The sequence below is a fragment of the Stenotrophomonas sp. AR029 genome (assembly GCF_047520695.2).
GTDB classification, from domain to species: Bacteria; Pseudomonadota; Gammaproteobacteria; order Xanthomonadales; family Xanthomonadaceae; genus Stenotrophomonas; species Stenotrophomonas sepilia.
On the sequence record NZ_JAXBQQ020000002.1, the window covers coordinates 165106 to 180202 of the forward strand.

Consider the following 15097-nt stretch of genomic DNA (forward strand, 5'->3'; position numbering starts at 1 on the left):
ACTTGTTGTGGATTGCGAAGGTGACTGTTCAGCTGTTTTGCCGTAGCATTGCCACTGTTGGGCAGGCACTGACCGTGGCGACACGAAACAGGCCTTGTACCTTGCAGAACTTGAAGAAACTGGGGGTGCATTGGTTTCGACGGGGGTTGTGAAGTCGCCTGGCGCATGCCGAGGGGGTAGCTTTCCTCGTAAATCCAGCTGCAAAACTCTAGTTGCCAACGACGACAACTACGCTCTGGCCGCTTAAGGCCTAAGCCTCGAAACCGCTTGTGTCCATGCTCGCGGTGTAGAGTCACTATCATGGAATCGCGCTGGACGGCTGCCTGTCAGTCCGGCACTAGAACACAACAGGCTGGTTCCCGGATGCGCTTTGCGCACCGTGCTGTTCGGGGACGAGATCCAACGGTGAGCTAAGCATGTAGTGCTGGGGATGGAGTGCCTTCGGACGGCGGTTCAATTCCGCCCACCTCCACCAACGAACGGTTCGTAAAGGACCGGAGAAGCCCGGAAACCCCCGCATCACAAGGGTTTCCGGGCTTTTTTATTGTCCGCAGCAGACCGGGGCAATCCGTTTCAATCCATGAGACGGTGGGGGTATATCAAGGGGTATCCGACCGCACCCACTGAAGCGATACCCCCAATGCCTCTGACCGACGCAGCCATCAGGCGCGCCAAGCCCAGCGACAAGCCGCAGAAGATCACCGACGGCGGCGGCCTGTACCTCTATCTCACCCCGACCGGTGCGCGCAGCTGGCGCTGGAAGTACCGCATCGCCGGCAAGGAGAAGCTGCTGTCGATCGGCCTGTACCCGGATGTCTCCTTGGCGCGCGCCCGCGAGGCCCGCGACGAAGCCCGCCGGCTGCTGGCCCGAGGCGTCGACCCCGGCGCGCAGAAGAAGGCTGCTGCCCTCGCCCACTCCGCCCTCGGCTCGGACAGCTTCGAGACCATCGCCAATGAGTGGCTGGCCGCGCGCCCCTGGGTGCCCAGCTATGCGGAGAAGGTCGAAGCCTGGATGAAGAACGACGTATTCCCCTGGATCGGGTCACGCTCTGTTGCGGGCCTCACCGCGCCCGACTTCCTCCGGGTGGCCCGACGCATCGAGGAACGCGGCGCGATCGAATCCGCGCATCGGATCATGCAGAACTGCGGCCAGATCATGCGCTACGCCGTCGCCACTGGCCGCGCCGAGCGAAACCCGGTTGCCGACCTGAAAGGAGCGCTCGCGCCGCCTAAGGAAGCCCACCACGCAGCGATTACTGACCCGGTGCAGCTGGGTGGCCTGCTGCGTTCCATCGAGGCATACAGCGGATCTGCCATCACCCGCGCGGCGCTGCGACTGGCGCCCCTGGTGTTCCTGCGTCCTGGAGAACTGCGGCATGCGGAATGGGAGGACTTCGACCTCGACGCGGCCGTCTGGACCATCCCTGCCAGCAAGATGAAGATGCGTGCCGCACATTTGGTGCCACTGTCCAGGCAGGCGCTGCAGATCCTGGAGGACATCAAGCCGATCACCGGCCGGCACAAGTGGGTGTTCTCTGGCGCCCGCGATTCCAAACGCCCGATGTCAGAGAACGCCGTTACCGCAGCGCTGCGCAACATGGGTTACGACCGCACGATGATGACCGGCCACGGGTTCCGCGCGACGGCTCGCACCATTCTGGACGAGGTCCTGCACTTCCGCCCGGACATCATCGAGCACCAGCTTGCTCACGCGGTGAAGGATCCCAACGGCCGGGCCTACAACCGCACATCTCACCTGCAGGAGCGCGTGCGGATGATGCAGGTCTGGGCGGATTACCTCGATGGTCTGCGCGACGGCAACGTGGTGAAGCTGCGGGCAGGATGAGGCCTACACGCCGCGCCGCATCTGCTGCAGCCCCGCCCTTACCCACGCCTTGGTGCGGACGTCCCTCGCGCGGGGTTTCGTCTCTGCCGGCGGCTTGCGCGGTTCGAGCGCCGCCTTGATCCGCTCGACCTCCTTCGCACCAGCCTCGGCCAAGCGCCGGGCCTGTTGTTGCTGCTCACGGGTTGGCGGAAGGCCGGGCAGCGGGGGCTCGGGCTGGATCGGGGTGCTGTCGGTCAGCCGGGCAACCGCCTGGCGCAGGGGAAGATCGGGATAGAGCCTGGCCGCACACCAGCGCTCGGCGTACCGCTTCGCCTGCCGGACGTTGGCCGCGCGCACTTCCTTCACCTGCCACATCTTCTGGCCTTCCATCCATAGCCTGACCCCGGGGCCACCGTCGGGCGTGACGCTGGCCGTCTCGCGACCGTTGTACCAAAGCGCCCAGCGCTCGCCGGTCTGGACCCAGCCAGAGGGGATCGGGGCGGTGCGGAAGCCGTGGGAAGAACGCATGGCCGGAAGGATACGGCTGGCAGTCGCAAAGGTTGCGACAAGGGATCGTTCACCGGCTGAACCGTTCGGGATCACGCCCCGGCCACGGCCGACAGGGCTACCCTCCGGCCATGTGCGGCCGATTCGTCCAGCTCCCAGTTGTCGACTTCGGCCAGCCGGGGCTGGCTGACCTTGCCCCCGGCCTGGCCGAGATCCAGCCGAGCTACAACCTCGCCCCGACGCAGCGCGCCTCGGTGATTCTGGACCGGGGCGAAGGCCGGCAGGTGACCCGGCTCGCATGGGGCCTGCTGCCCTTCTGGGCCAAGGCCAAAAGCCTGCAGGGCTCGACCATCAACGCCCGGATCGAGACGGTGGCCACCAAGCCAGCCTTCCGGTCGGCCTTCAAAAAGCGCCGCTGCGTCATCCCAATGGCCGGCTACTACGAGTGGTCGGTGAGCCCCGAGGACGGAAAGAAGGACCCGTGGTTCATTCACGCCACCGGACCGCTGCTGGCCGCTGGCCTGTGGGAGGACACCAGCCCGCTGCTGCCCGACGGCAACCTGGGCACCTTCACCATCATCACCGGCGACAGCAGCGGCGTCTCGGCCGACATCCACGACCGCATGCCGGTGTGGCTGCAGGCCGGCCAGATCGATGAGTGGATGGCCGTCAGCCCCGACGACGCCATGGCCATGCTGCTGGCCAGCGAGCCGCCGGCGATGGAGGCGTATCGCGTCAGCCGCGCGGTGAACACGCCTCGCAACAACCGCGAGGATCTGCTGCAGCAGGTCGCCTAGCAATCAGGGGTATACAGCGCCCTCTCCAGAGCTGGCCGTGCCGTCCCTGATGGTCGGTAGCATCGGCCACGGCACGTCGGGGAATCCTGGAAGGCTAGGTAGATCCCGCAGGGCCTGCCGGTAGGTCTGATAGGCGGCCTTCTCCAGCGCCGTCAGAGGCGCATCTGGCATTTGCGTCCAGTCGGTGGCGCGCAGGCGCTGACCGCGTTCGGCCTTCATCTGCTCTCCGCGCATGCTGGTCGCCAACGCTGCGGGAACTTCCGCCACTATGGTTTCCCCCGCCTGCAGCGCCATCCCCTCGGAAATTGCCCTGAGACTATTGCTCGTAATCGCGTACATGCTCATCTCTCCAGCACATAACCGAGGACTTGGATGTAGACCCCCGATGGCGAGGGGGCGCCTCCGCACCAGTAGGAGACAGACTGGTTCGCATTGACCACGAAATCAATGAAGGCATCGGCACCGGTGCCGAAATTCATCACGTAGTTCGGGAAAACGGCTGAGGAGTTGTTCATCCGGCTGGATGTGGCAGTGGACCCGTTCGTATGTCTGAGCATCCCAACCCTTGCGGTCGGGGGAACCACTGCCGTGAGGGAGACTGTGGTCTCAGTCGTAGAGCTGCCATTTGACAACACGGTGAACGGCGCCTGGTTCAGAAACCCCTGATAGATGATTCGGCCACCTTCCTGCTGAAAGTTCAGGATCGCACCGGAAGCGTCCGTCCGGAAGCTCCCGATGTACCGCCGCGAGGTGTCGCCGGTCTTGGTGCGGGCGGTGCCGTTGTAGGGAGCTGCCGGGACCGTCGTAGATACTTCTACATCTGTCGTCCCGGCGTTGTCATAGACGTAGTTGTGATACCACGTGTTGGCGGCGAGCGTCGGTGTCTTCGTGACGGCCGCAGCCAGTGCCAGCGCGCGCCCCAGCGACGGGATGTATGCCGAGCCGCTGGTAAAACGGATCTGCGTGCCCGATACCCACTCCATCTTCAGTCCATCGATGTAGCCGGTAGGGATCGGCTGGCCGCTCATCGGCGTGACCAGGCCGGCGTCATCCTTGTACGACGGGATGCCTGTGTCGCTGACGAACAGCGTCACCTTGTTGGTGGCAGGAGTGGGAATCAGCGACGCGAGCCGCTTAAACATGGTCAGCATTACGAAACCTCCACCAGCGCGCCGTCCAGAGCGATGCTGGACCCGTCGCCGAGGTTGATGGGGAGAGTGAACAGCGCCTGCTGATTCAGCGGCACCAGGAACGATTGCCCGTCTGGGATGTTGTAGGGCACGAAGCCCCCACCTGAAGCAGTCACGACGGTCCATCCGCCGCTCTGGCGGGCGTACTGTTGGCCGTCCGTCGGCGCCTCGGGGAAATACTTGTTGGTGCTGCCTGCGGGGAGGTCATCCGTGGTGGCCGACTGTGTGCCCGACACCCTGCCCTTTGTGTCCCGGGTGATCTTGACCAGCGCGGCACCTACGCCCGAGTTGGCGAGGTCGGCCAGCGAGATCGTCGGCAGACCAGCTGCGGCATCCCCGTTGGCCACGCCAATCTGGCTGGCGGTCCCCGTGATTGTGGCCGGCCGTGTTCCGGTCACCCTGCCCTTTCCGTCGCGCGTGACCGCCAGGAGCGTGCCAGTACCCGAGTTCGCGACGTCCTCCAGCCCGATCGTCGGGTTCCCTGCATCGCCGTCAGGGTTGGCGATGTCGATGCCGGTACCTTCCTGCAGCGTCCGCAGCGCCCAATCGCCGTTGCTCTGCCTCGCGGCGAAGCCGGCACCGATCAGCGCGGCCAGCTTCTGGATGTTGGACGGGACTTCGCGGATCAGCTTCCAGATGGTCGAGGCGATGCTGCTCGGGCCGCCGCTGCTGCCGCCGGTGGGGTTAATCACCTGCGCCGCGGTCAGGATCTGGCCGTCTGGCCCCCGAAGATTCACGCCCACCTGGGCGCCGTTGGTTGCGTCGGGGTCGACGTCAACGAAGCCGCGGGGATTCTGGTGCAGCGGTACGCGCTTCTTGCCCATTACCGCCCCAGCGCGCGGATCTCGCCCATGCGGGTGTTGCAGTCCTGCAAGGCGACCAGGTTGGCGTTGTACGCGCTGACCACCGCCTCGATTGTGCGCGATGCTGCCCGGGTTGCCGGGCACGGCTGCGTCAGCCGGTCATCGACCGGGACCAGCTTCTCCACGGTCACATGGACCTTCTCGGGCAGCTTTGGCCGCTCGGGCTGGTGCGCGCAGCCGGTCAGCAGCATGGCGGCGATCAGAGCAAGGGAATGGAATCGCAAAGCTGCATCTCCAGTTGGGACCGGCATGCCGGCGTGGTCTTGGCGGCCTGCAGCGCCTTCTCGGCGGCGGTGGCCCGGCGCTGCCCCTCGGCCGCTACCGCTTCAGCCCGGCTGGCTGCTGCAGCGGATGCCTTCCGCGCAACCTCGGCGGCATCGATCGATGCCTGGGTCTGCCGGTTGACCTCCTGCAGCAGCTGGCCGGCGGCATTGGCTGCGCGCAGGTTCTCGGCCGCCTCCGCGCGCGCGCCGTCGAGCTGGCGCTGCACCGCACTGATCTGCTCCCGGTCGGCCGCAGCCTGGCGATCCTCGCCGCGCTGGCAGCCGGCCACATACAGGCCACCGGCCAGCAGGCACCACAGGCCAAGGCGGATCAGCTTCGCGTAGGGCGCCAGCGGGTCAGGGATCAGCACGGCGGCCGCTCCTCGGTTTCTGCTTGAAGCTGGTGGCCACCGGGACCAGGAAGGCGCCGCCGACGGCCAGGCCGCCCAGCAAGATCAGACCCCACTCGGGAAACAGATTCTGTGCGCGCTCCGGCATCAGCGCGTAGGCGCCAAGGGCAGCAGCCGCAGCCGCCGCAACAGTGGCCAGCCAAGTGCTGGCCCGACCGGCAACCCCTCGCCAGTTGAATCGGTCCTTCACTTCAGCCCCCTGAGCTGCTTCAGCTCCTTGATGTCCTGCTTGTTCTGCTCGACCTGCACGGCCTGCTTGGCCAGTTCGAGCTTCAACGCCGGCACGTCGGCCAGCTGCGTGTTGAAGGTCTGCAGCTGCTGCTGCACCGTCGCCATCTGCTGGTTCGTGACCTGCTGCTGCGTCAGCACGGCCTGCATGGAGCTGATCAGCCAGTAGCCGCCGGCGATCATGAAGCTGGCGAAAGCGCCAACGATCCATTTCTCGACCGGGCCGAGTGAAATGCGGGTGCGGCCGTCCTGGCTCGGCTGGGCTTCCATGCTCATGCGCTCCCGCCCACTTTGCCGCCGGCCTTCTGGTACACCGAGCGCAGCTTCTCCAGGCTCTGTTCGTGCTGGCCATAGCCGGCACCCGGCAGGCTGGCCCATTCCTTCGAGCAAAGCGCCACTGCCTTGTCGAACTGGCCGGCCTTTACTGCGTCAAGCGCCCGGCGTCCCCGGATCAGCTCGATGCACGCCTTGTCCTGGCTCAGCGGGCCGAAGTCGGGCAGCCGGAGCTGGCGATGCAGGTTGCCCCAGGTGCGGGACAGGAACTGGTACCGGCCGGCCGCGGTGGACGCCAGCTTCGCGCTCAATCGGACCAGCTTGGCCGGGTGCTTGCTGAGGTCGGTGAACAGGCCCCCACCCGAATGCCTCCTGCTGCCGCTGCAGCTGTGGCGCGTCAATGCGCGACATCAGGCCCGCAGTCGTGGCAGCGGCGTTGTCCGCGCCGGCGCGCGCGGCGCCGGCATCAGCCTGGAAGGTCGCGCCGCCGATCGGGCTGTTCAAGCCAGACAGGGCCTGCCTCTGGCCGCGCTGCAGCTGCTGCATGTACTGCCCCAGCCGCTGGGCTCGGTCATCGGCTGCCGTGCTGGTCTCCAGCTGCGCGATCTCGTCGTTGACGCGGCGGTCATGCGGTCCAAGGCTCGCAACCGGAATGCCCGGTTGGCGATAGGAATGTTGACCGTCTCCTCCTTAAACCGCGCCCGCGACTCGTGGAACAGGGTCACCCACTTGGCGCCAAGATCACGCCCGGCGAACTTCGTGGGGTCGTGGGTCTCGGCCTGCTGCCGGCTGATCTCCACGCCGTATTGGGCCTTGACGGCCTCGACCACCTGCGAAGGCGTATCGAAGCAGGCCAGAGACTGGACGATGAAGGCTTTGATGTCGGAACTCAGCGCTGCCATTGCGGCTCACCTGTCATAAGGGGTCGCAGATCAGGAGGCGCGCTGGAGGCACGTCCCACAGGCGTGAGCCACGTCAGCCACAGCCACTTCTGGAGCGCTGCTGGCGGCTTTCACCATCTGCTGTACTTGGGCGCTCGGGCCATACCGGCGGACGACGCCCACGAACTCCTCAACGTCGTGGCCGCGCATCTCCAGCGCTGGCAGGCCGTCCTTGCCGAACTTGGGCGCCCCGAACGAATCCTTGGCCTGGGCGATGTGGTACAGCTCGTGTTCGATCAGGGCGCAGAACTCGGCGTCGCTGCACTGGCTGCAGTAGTCGGCCGCCAAGGTGATGACGAACGACGGCACCCGGCCGAACCAGTCGACCATCTGCCGCTCCATCCGGCCCCGCTTCCATCCGCCGGCCATGAACATGACCTGCTCGGCCTGGCCGATGACCGCCCGCCCCTGCTTGGTGAACGTGGTCTCCGCCCACAGCACCCCGATGTCAGCGTCCTGCAGGTGGTAGTGGTCTGGGTTGGTCAGCGCGCCATCCTCGGACAGGATCGCCGTAGACCATACGTTCATGGAGGCCGCGCTAAAAGCCGCCCTCGCCGCCCGCCAGCCGGACACCGCCCATGCGGCTTACCACACAGGCAAGGCAATCGGTCGTCGTGAGGCCGAACTTGAAGCCGCCGCCCGCCAGCCGGTGGAGTTTGAACGCGCAATCCCTACCCGCCGCCGTGAGTCAGCTGTGGAACTGCTGCTGCAACTCGGCTTCGTCTGGAACAATCAGCGGTGGGAAGACCGACGCCAGCCGGTGGGGGTGCCGGCGGCGTGGATGCACACTCACAAAGCTACAGGCCGGGTTGAATTCGGCTTATCGCCCATGTACGACTGCGACTTCAACGCAGTGCAGTGGGATTCGGTGGCGCTCTACGCAGCCCCCGCGCTGGCCGTGGACCTGGGGCAGTTCCGGGCGCTCGCCGAGCTTGGCGAGGAGTTTGCGTTCAGTGCCGAGAAGCAGCCGCAGTCCCGTGTGATCTATGCACAGGCACGCCGCCTGCTGGCCCTGATCGACAGCCAGGCGGTGGGCAAATGAGCGCATCCCCAGCTCCGTGCTGTGCAAGGCCCTCATGGCGAGATCTCAGCCAAGGCATCGGAGAAAGGCGCAACTGGTACTGCCCGAGATGCAACGCGCATTACTACGACGGCAGACTGTGGAGCGCAGATGAATGGTCTCGGTGGGTCGAGTCAGCTGCAGATGACCAGCCGGCTGCCTGTCGCCGATGCTCCAATGCCGAGGCCACTGGAGATCACTACGACGGATTCTGGTGCGGCGTGGCGCAGCCCAATGGCACGCGGAGACTTGTTCTCGGCCATCAGCAGTGCACCGCCTATGTTCGCGGAGGACAGCCCCATGGCTGACCAGCTGCTCACCGCTGCAATGGTCCACGTGTTTGCCCTGGCCGGGTTCGTTGCAGGCAGCGCCACCCTGTGGGCGATCAGCCGCGCATGCCGCGCCGCGCGCAATGGGCTGCGCTGGTGCTGGCGGAGGTGCGCTCATGGCTGACCAGCTTTTCCCCCGCGAACCGCGCCGCATGAAGCAGCCGGCCAAGGACGTGCTGCGCGAGCAGCTGGCGGTCGCGGCCGATGAAGTGATCCGCCTGCGCACTGAGAACCTGGCGCTGCGCGACGCCGCACAACAGGCCACCGAGCAGCTGCGCGCTGCGCTGGCCACGAACTGAAGGAGGACAACATGGCTACCGAGCCGCTCGTTTTCATCAAGATGCCCGAGGTCAAGCGCCGCACGGGCCTGGGCAAGACCACGATCTATGACCGGATCAGCGCCGGCACCTTCCCGGCGCCTGTGCCGCTGGGGGGCAACGCGGTAGGCTGGATCGAGGCTGAGGTGGACGCTTGGCAGGCCGCCCGGGTTGCCGAGCGGGATGGAATTGAACCCGCAAAGGCTGCATAGAGTGGGGGTATTGCTGGGGGTATAGGTTTCCGACACCAGCACCAACCACCTTCACCATCAACAACTTACGATCACATTGCGGTAGGGCCCACCTCCACCATCTGTAAGGCCTGTCGAGGCCGCAAGAAGCCGGATCTCCCGTCAACTGGGGTTCCGGCTTTTTTGTGCCTGCACGTCGCGCAGGAGGTGTGGCGCATAATCGGGATGACACCTCCAACACAGCAGTCCCTCCATCCGCGACCGCCAGAAGGATCTGCCATGAAAGCCCCCCTCGCGATGTCCCTGCTCCTCACCGCGCTCGCCGCAGCCCCAGCCACGCACGCCGCAGCCCCGGCCATCGCGCCGCCCGGCATCGCCACGCTGGAGGCGCTGCTGGCCTGCAAGGCAGGCTCGGATTTCAGTGCGGCCGACGCCATCGATGCGCTGCAGGCGGCCGGCCTGGCCAAGAAGCCGGGCGGCACGTTCGAGCCGGAGGACAAGCCGGTCGCGCTGTTTGGCGGCACGGTCAGCAGTGCCGATGTGAATGTGGCCGAAGGCGAGAAAGGCCTCTTCGTGTACTTGAACGGCGTCGATCCCAAGCGCCTGGCCAGGGCCTGGTCGGTGACCGAGGTCAACGAGCATGCCAATACCGAGGAACCTTCCTACGTGAAGCGCATCGACAAGCGCCACACCCTGCACGTGATCGCGGGTGACGACTACGAGGGCTATTCGGCTGCGGTGAAGTGCCAGATCAGCCGCTGATGGCGTAGCCGACGCTACAGCCAGCGTGGCACGCGATGACGGTACTGCGCGTACGCCTCGGGAAAGCGGACCATCAGTGCCCGCTCCTCCGGCAGGATCTGCAGCCAAGTGATGTACGCCAGGAACAGCGGCACCACCAGCAGCGCGATCAGGTTCTGCAGGTACACCATGGCACCAAACAGGACCAGCGCCTGGCCGAGATACATCGGGTTTCGGGTGCGGCGATAGATTCCGCTGGTAACCAGCGCGCTCGACGCCGAAGGTCGCAGAGGATTGACGGTGGTACCGGCGCGTCGGAAAGAGATCTTGGGCAGCAAGTTGAGCACGACACCCAGCGTCACCGTCACCCCTGCCAGCAGAACCGGCACCGGCACCCGAAGGTGCAAACCCGGCCACAGCCAGCGTGCTGCAAAGCCCATAGCGGCGAACAGCAGCATTACCACGGGCGGGGGAATACGGGTTTCCAGCCAGACCATCGCGATCACCGTGTCCTTTCCATTGGCCGCAGTGTCACACGGGAATGGCTGAATCACCCAAGGCGGCCAGGCCCAAACCGACCGTCCGGTCTATTCCGCTTTGACAGGCCCACCGCTAGAGTGGCGCCACCGCGCAGGAGGATCGCATGGCTACCACGGGCTTGGGCTTCATCGGCCGCACGACCCTCATCATCACCGTGCTGCTCACCCTGGGCGGCTGCGCGACGCTGCGCCAGTTCGGGCCGTCGGTGCAGGTTGCCTCGGTCACGCCCGGCCAGTACATCGCGCTCAAGCGCGGTGACATCCTGACCTCCGGCAAGCTCAGCGCGGCGACCATTGAGACCCTGCGCGTGGCCGGGCTCGATGAGGGCGTCTGTGCCAAGCCCGGCCTGCCCTGCATCGAGGCCATGGAAAGCAGCATCGTGGTGCGCGAGGAAGACAAGCGCTCCAGCCTGGCCGAGTTGTGGCTGCAGTATGCGATGACCCTGCCGGCGCCAAAGCGCGAGTACTCGGCATCCGGCCGCGCCAAGACCGCAGTCACCGAGCTGGATGCCGACTTCCAGCCACGCCTCGATGCGTGGATGCAGGTCGCGCGCCAGGCCTATGCCTATCTGTTCTTCACCGAGCGCACCGCCAACCAGCGTGGTTTCGAAGACCGCCAGACCCAGGTGCGCGACTACTACAACCTGGCGGTGCAGGAAGCCTCGGTGCAGCTGTACAACGCGTATGCCACCGGGCGCGTGCACGGCCAGGCCAGCCATTTCCAGCTGGGCCGCTGGACCTTCGTGCTGGCCCCTTCAGACCAAGCATCGGCGCTGGACCAGCGTACCCCCAGCGAGCTGGTACCCGCCGCCTCGCTGTCGTTCACCGGTACGCTGCGCAGCGTGCATCGCCGCGATGGCTTCGGTGCCGAGCTGGTGGCGGTGATGGATGACCCGGCCGGCAGCACGGCCACCACGCTTCGGGCAGCGGCGCAGGCAACGCAGGCCAGCACTTCGGCCACGCAGAGCTGGAGCGAGATGCCCTCGCCATCGATGACGGTGCTGCTGCGCTTCTCGGGGAACAACCTGTGGGAGGTGCTGCACGATGACGAGCCGGAGCTGGAGATCCACGATCCCTACCAGGTTTCGGAAGTGACCCTGCACGGCCAGCAGGTGCCACTGGCGGCCAACTTCACTGCCGGCTATGCGCTGTGGCTGGCCCGCTCCAACTTCAGCCGACAGTCGTTGCGCACGCTGTTCGGTGGCAAGGGCGGCATCGACACGCCGCATCTGTACATGATGCAGCCCTACGACCCGAACCGCCGCGTGCTGCTGATGATCCATGGCCTGGCCAGCAGTCCGGAAGCCTGGGTCAACGTGGCCAACGAACTGCTGCGCGACGACGAGATCCGCCGGGAGTTCCAGGTCTGGCAGTTCTATTACCCGACCAACATGCCCATCGCGATGAGCCACGATGCGATGCGCCACACGCTGGCTGAAGCGTTCAAGCACTTCGACCCCAGCGGCAAGGCGCAGGCCTCGCATGACATGGTGCTGGTGGGGCACAGCATGGGCGGGGTGATCGCACGGTTGATGATCTCCTCCTCCGGCGACCACCTGGTCGACACCCTGCTGGCCACCGCGCAGATGACGCCCGCCCAGCGCGAACTGCTGCGCACCAAAGGCGCACCGGTGCTGACCTTCCTGCCAGAACCGGAAGTGTCCCGCGTGGTGTTCATCGCCACGCCGCATCGCGGTACCGACGTGGCGGGCACCCGCCTCGGCCGGTGGATCGGCCGACTGGTGCGGTTGCCACTGACCGTGCTGGAAGACGTCGCCACCATCGCCAACGACGGCCAGATCGACCGCAATGACGGCAAGCACGGCTACCAGATGAACAGCATCCAGAACCTGGACAAGGACGACCCGTTCGTCCGCGCCGTGGCTGACCTGCCGATGTCACCGAAGGTGCACTACCACTCGATCATCGCCCGCGCCAAGGCCGATGGCCCACTTGAGAAGACCGATGACGGGCTGGTGCCCTACTGGAGTTCGCACCTGCCGCACGCGGATTCGGAGAAGGTGATCGTGTCCGGACACAGCGTGCAGGAAGCTACGCCGGCCATCGTCGAGCTGCGGCGGATCCTGCATGAGGACATGCAGGCACACGGGCGAACGGGAAAGTAAGCCGCCGTCCCGACAGATCAGGCACCGGCCGTACGCCGCGAGAACGTGCCATGCAGCGCCGCCGGAATCGCAAAGCCCTCCATGCGCACCTCGGGCCGATAGTCGGCGCTGGGGGTGAAGCGGAACTCGCGTGCCAGCAGCGCGCACAGCAATACCAGCTGTGCATTGCCGACCGCCGATCCCACGCAGGAACGCGTGGGGAAGCCATAAGGCACATAGATGCCGGCGGTACGCTTGCGCCGTTCGGGCAACCAGCGATCGGGATCGAACTGCAGCGGGTCATCCCAGTACTTCGCCGAGCGGTGCTGGATGAACGAGCTCAGCTCGAAGACCGTACCTTCGACGATGGCCTGCCCTTCCACCTGCAGATCGCAGGCAGCCACCCGGCGGTTGTTGAAGGGCGTGGAGTACAGCCGCATCACTTCCTTCAGGAAGCGCATCGTGCAGGGAATCCTGGCCATCGGCAGCGCGTGGATCTCCGCCTCCGAGAGCGGCGCGAATTCCTCCTCGATGCGCTGGCGCCAGTGTGGATGCATCTGCATCGCCAGCAGCAGGCAGGCGGCCATCATGCCGGGCACGCCGGAAATGGCGATCAGCTGCACGGTGACCAGGTAGGTGACCTTGTCCAGGCCGATGCGCTCTCGCAGGCTCAGCAATGACTGCGCGTAATCCAGCGCCGAACGTCCGCTGCGGACACGGTGCTTGAGTTCCGCGGCAATCGCCCGTGATTCGGCACGGCCGATGAGGAAGTTGCGCAGCAGGTGGCGCCGATGGATGACCTGCTCGACCTGGGTGGTGTAGCGCAGATGCAGGGCGCGTTCGATGGCTGCGGTGCCGCGGGCATCGAGCCCGTCGATCACCAGCGGGATCAAGGGATGGGCCATCACTTTCCACACCGCCGGCGTGGCATCCAGCGCATGGCCGCACACCCCATCCAGAGCTTGCCTCATGCGCGACTGCAGTGCCTCCAGGGTCTGTGCTCCGGTGAGCTCAGCACTACGGGTGGCGATCAGGCTGCGCACGTCGGTCCAGCGCACGCGCTCGTGACGGCGGAACAGGTCGGCCAGCGACTCGACGACGTACAGCTGCTCGGAATTTTCCTTGTCGACCTTGCCGGCAAGCTCCGGGCAGAACACCCCGATTCCACCGGTTTCCAGCTTCAGCACAGGCCCTTCGCGCTCCACGCGCGCAGCCAGGCGCTCGGCAGCAATGGCGCTGCCTTCATTCGACATCCCTTGCATGCAGTGCGTCTCCGGCAGGAAGGGACTCGAAAGACGAGTCCCTTCGTCTTGCTACCGCTCAATCGCGGGTTTGGCTGGCAGGATCAGAATTCGACCCACAGCGGCCAGGTATTCCACACGCTGCTCTTTTCGTTCGGATGAATATTCAGAGTGACGCGCAATGCTCGGGCGAATCTTTTCATTTTCATTCCTTTGCTTGCTGTGTGGTTATGCCGGGATTATCCCGGCACTAGCTAGATAACACGACATAATCCCACTGTCCAACCGGCCGGGTGGCGCGCTGCAGCATCCGGGTTGCGGCCGATTGAGGGGAATCCCTCATCGCGCCTGCGCACGCAGCCTCCTATGCTGGGCTCACTTTCCCCCAACGGAGGTCTGCATGAACACGCAAGAGCCCAGCCGCCAGCCCAGCCCCGATCCGGCCGAGCGCGATGCCTTCTTCCCGTCGCCGTATTCGCTGTCGCAGTTCACCTCGCCCAAGAGCGACCTGTCCGGCGCCGACTATCCGGATGCGCGGCGCGATGGCCGCTGGAAGGTGCTGATGATCGCCGCCGACGAGCGCTATCTGCCGACCGCCAATGGCCACCTGTTCTCCACCGGTAACCATCCGGTGGAAACCCTGCTGCCGATGTACCACCTGGACAAGGCCGGCTTCGACATCGACGTGGCGACGCTGTCCGGCAACGCCGTCAAGTTCGAATGGTGGGCCTTCCCACACGAGGACAGCGAGATCGGCGCCCTGTACGAACGCTACCAGGAACGCTTCCGCCAGCCGTTGCAGCTGGATCAGGTGGTGGCCGGCCTGGGCGCCGATTCGGACTACGCCGCCGTCTTCATTCCCGGTGGGCACGGCGCGTTGATCGGCCTGCCGGAGAGCGCGGCGGTGAAGGCCGCGCTGCAATGGGCCATGGCCGAGCAGCGCCACATCATCACCCTCTGCCATGGCCCGGCGGCGCTGCTGGCGGCGGGCGTCGACGACGCCGAGGGTGCCTCGCTGTTCCGTGGCTACCGCATCTGTGCCTTCCCCGACGCAATGGACCGGCAGACACCGGGGATCGGCTACATGCCCGGGCAGCTGCGTTGGTTCTTCGGTGAACGGCTGGCCCAGCAGGGGGTGCAGATCGTCAATGAGGGCATCGATGGCAGCGTGCTGCAGGATCGCCTGCTGCTGACCGGCGACAGTCCGCTGGCCGGCAACGCGTTGGGCAAGCTGGCCGCGCGTACGCTGCTCGATGCGCTGGCGGGGCGCTGAGCCA

Annotated in this window: 22 protein-coding genes and 1 other RNA gene; 10 read left to right on the top strand and 13 right to left on the bottom strand. The window is 65.8% G+C overall.

What is annotated here, in order from left to right:
- Window positions 1-121: 121 nt before the first annotated feature.
- Both ssrA and ACM0PB_RS07195 read left to right on the top strand, forming a co-directional pair.
- Window positions 122-475: a transfer-messenger RNA gene (gene ssrA / locus ACM0PB_RS07190) on the top strand.
- 165 nt (window positions 476-640) lie between these two features.
- Window positions 641-1846 (top strand): tyrosine-type recombinase/integrase, encoded by a 1206-nt coding sequence (locus ACM0PB_RS07195; RefSeq protein WP_414604659.1) that lies wholly within the window; start codon window positions 641-643, stop codon window positions 1844-1846.
- A gap of 3 nt (window positions 1847-1849) precedes the next feature.
- Here ACM0PB_RS07195 and ACM0PB_RS07200 read toward each other — a convergent pair whose 3' ends face one another.
- A complete protein-coding gene (locus ACM0PB_RS07200) occupies window positions 1850-2353 on the bottom strand; it encodes a hypothetical protein (RefSeq protein WP_100450365.1) in 504 nt (167 codons plus the stop codon).
- Window positions 2354-2463: 110 nt separating this feature from the next.
- Between ACM0PB_RS07200 and ACM0PB_RS07205 the strand changes: the two genes are divergently transcribed.
- Window positions 2464-3129 (top strand): SOS response-associated peptidase, encoded by a 666-nt coding sequence (locus ACM0PB_RS07205; RefSeq protein ID WP_414604677.1) that lies wholly within the window; start codon window positions 2464-2466, stop codon window positions 3127-3129.
- A 3-nt stretch (window positions 3130-3132) separates the two neighbouring features.
- On the opposite strand, the gene ACM0PB_RS07210 is transcribed toward ACM0PB_RS07205, so the two are convergent.
- The 10 genes from ACM0PB_RS07210 to ACM0PB_RS07255 all read right to left on the bottom strand — a co-directional run bounded on the left by ACM0PB_RS07210 (window position 3133) and on the right by ACM0PB_RS07255 (window position 7825).
- Entirely contained in the window at window positions 3133-3468 is a 336-nt protein-coding gene (locus ACM0PB_RS07210) for a tail fiber assembly protein (RefSeq protein ID WP_414604661.1), read from the bottom strand.
- Window positions 3469-3470: 2 nt separating this feature from the next.
- On the bottom strand, window positions 3471-4280 hold the full coding sequence (locus ACM0PB_RS07215) for a hypothetical protein (protein ID WP_414604662.1): 810 nt from the start codon (window positions 4278-4280) through the stop codon (window positions 3471-3473).
- Window positions 4280-5143 carry a hypothetical protein gene (locus ACM0PB_RS07220; protein ID WP_414604663.1) on the bottom strand — a complete coding sequence of 288 codons (864 nt, stop codon included), beginning with the start codon at window positions 5141-5143 and terminating at the stop codon, window positions 4280-4282. The genes ACM0PB_RS07215 and ACM0PB_RS07220 overlap by 1 nt, the downstream gene beginning before the upstream one ends.
- On the bottom strand, window positions 5143-5373 hold the full coding sequence (gene lysC / locus ACM0PB_RS07225) for an Rz1-like lysis system protein LysC (RefSeq protein WP_242015785.1): 231 nt from the start codon (window positions 5371-5373) through the stop codon (window positions 5143-5145). Before lysC ends, ACM0PB_RS07220 begins: the two co-directional genes overlap by 1 nt.
- An 8-nt stretch (window positions 5374-5381) precedes the next feature.
- Entirely contained in the window at window positions 5382-5816 is a 435-nt protein-coding gene (locus ACM0PB_RS07230) for a hypothetical protein (protein WP_414604664.1), read from the bottom strand.
- Window positions 5803-6045 (bottom strand): hypothetical protein, encoded by a 243-nt coding sequence (locus tag ACM0PB_RS07235; RefSeq protein WP_414604665.1) that lies wholly within the window; start codon window positions 6043-6045, stop codon window positions 5803-5805. The genes ACM0PB_RS07230 and ACM0PB_RS07235 overlap by 14 nt, the downstream gene beginning before the upstream one ends.
- A complete protein-coding gene (locus tag ACM0PB_RS07240) occupies window positions 6042-6353 on the bottom strand; it encodes a hypothetical protein (protein WP_014036711.1) in 312 nt (103 codons plus the stop codon). Before ACM0PB_RS07240 ends, ACM0PB_RS07235 begins: the two co-directional genes overlap by 4 nt.
- A 2-nt stretch (window positions 6354-6355) precedes the next feature.
- Complete coding sequence (locus ACM0PB_RS07245) at window positions 6356-6757, bottom strand: glycoside hydrolase family 24 protein (RefSeq protein ID WP_495495113.1); 402 nt, start codon at window positions 6755-6757, stop codon at window positions 6356-6358.
- A 99-nt stretch (window positions 6758-6856) separates the two neighbouring features.
- Window positions 6857-7258 carry a DUF2280 domain-containing protein gene (locus ACM0PB_RS07250; protein ID WP_414604667.1) on the bottom strand — a complete coding sequence of 134 codons (402 nt, stop codon included), beginning with the start codon at window positions 7256-7258 and terminating at the stop codon, window positions 6857-6859.
- Window positions 7259-7288: 30 nt separating this feature from the next.
- Window positions 7289-7825, bottom strand: coding sequence for a putative metallopeptidase (locus ACM0PB_RS07255; RefSeq protein WP_414604668.1), 537 nt, complete (start codon window positions 7823-7825; stop codon window positions 7289-7291).
- On the opposite strand from ACM0PB_RS07255, the gene ACM0PB_RS07260 reads away from it, so the two are divergent.
- The 5 genes from ACM0PB_RS07260 to ACM0PB_RS07280 all read left to right on the top strand — a co-directional run bounded on the left by ACM0PB_RS07260 (window position 7824) and on the right by ACM0PB_RS07280 (window position 9956).
- Complete coding sequence (locus tag ACM0PB_RS07260; RefSeq protein ID WP_414604669.1) at window positions 7824-8339, top strand: hypothetical protein; 516 nt, start codon at window positions 7824-7826, stop codon at window positions 8337-8339. The genes ACM0PB_RS07255 and ACM0PB_RS07260 overlap by 2 nt on opposite strands.
- Before the next feature lie 318 nt (window positions 8340-8657).
- Window positions 8658-8810, top strand: coding sequence for a hypothetical protein (locus ACM0PB_RS07265; protein WP_414604670.1), 153 nt, complete (start codon window positions 8658-8660; stop codon window positions 8808-8810).
- Window positions 8803-8985 carry a hypothetical protein gene (locus ACM0PB_RS07270; RefSeq protein ID WP_414604671.1) on the top strand — a complete coding sequence of 61 codons (183 nt, stop codon included), beginning with the start codon at window positions 8803-8805 and terminating at the stop codon, window positions 8983-8985. The genes ACM0PB_RS07265 and ACM0PB_RS07270 overlap by 8 nt, the downstream gene beginning before the upstream one ends.
- A gap of 11 nt (window positions 8986-8996) precedes the next feature.
- Window positions 8997-9215, top strand: a complete 219-nt coding sequence (locus ACM0PB_RS07275) for a helix-turn-helix transcriptional regulator (protein WP_065183319.1) — start codon at window positions 8997-8999, stop codon at window positions 9213-9215.
- A gap of 258 nt (window positions 9216-9473) precedes the next feature.
- Window positions 9474-9956, top strand: a complete 483-nt coding sequence (locus ACM0PB_RS07280) for a hypothetical protein (RefSeq protein WP_065179480.1) — start codon at window positions 9474-9476, stop codon at window positions 9954-9956.
- A 14-nt stretch (window positions 9957-9970) separates the two neighbouring features.
- On the opposite strand, the gene ACM0PB_RS07285 is transcribed toward ACM0PB_RS07280, so the two are convergent.
- A complete protein-coding gene (locus tag ACM0PB_RS07285) occupies window positions 9971-10432 on the bottom strand; it encodes a methyltransferase family protein (RefSeq protein ID WP_065179498.1) in 462 nt (153 codons plus the stop codon).
- Window positions 10433-10578: 146 nt separating this feature from the next.
- On the opposite strand from ACM0PB_RS07285, the gene ACM0PB_RS07290 reads away from it, so the two are divergent.
- Window positions 10579-12600: an esterase/lipase family protein gene (locus tag ACM0PB_RS07290; protein WP_065185196.1), complete on the top strand. Its 2022-nt coding sequence runs from the start codon at window positions 10579-10581 to the stop codon at window positions 12598-12600.
- A 17-nt stretch (window positions 12601-12617) separates the two neighbouring features.
- Here the strand turns inward: ACM0PB_RS07290 and ACM0PB_RS07295 are convergent, their stop codons facing one another.
- Window positions 12618-13841, bottom strand: coding sequence for a cytochrome P450 (locus ACM0PB_RS07295; RefSeq protein ID WP_262090847.1), 1224 nt, complete (start codon window positions 13839-13841; stop codon window positions 12618-12620).
- Between the two features lie 379 nt (window positions 13842-14220).
- Between ACM0PB_RS07295 and hchA the strand changes: the two genes are divergently transcribed.
- The gene (gene hchA / locus ACM0PB_RS07300) at window positions 14221-15093 is read left to right on the top strand and encodes a glyoxalase III HchA (protein WP_053499139.1); all 873 of its coding nucleotides are present in this window, start codon (window positions 14221-14223) and stop codon (window positions 15091-15093) included.
- Window positions 15094-15097 lie beyond the last annotated feature (4 nt).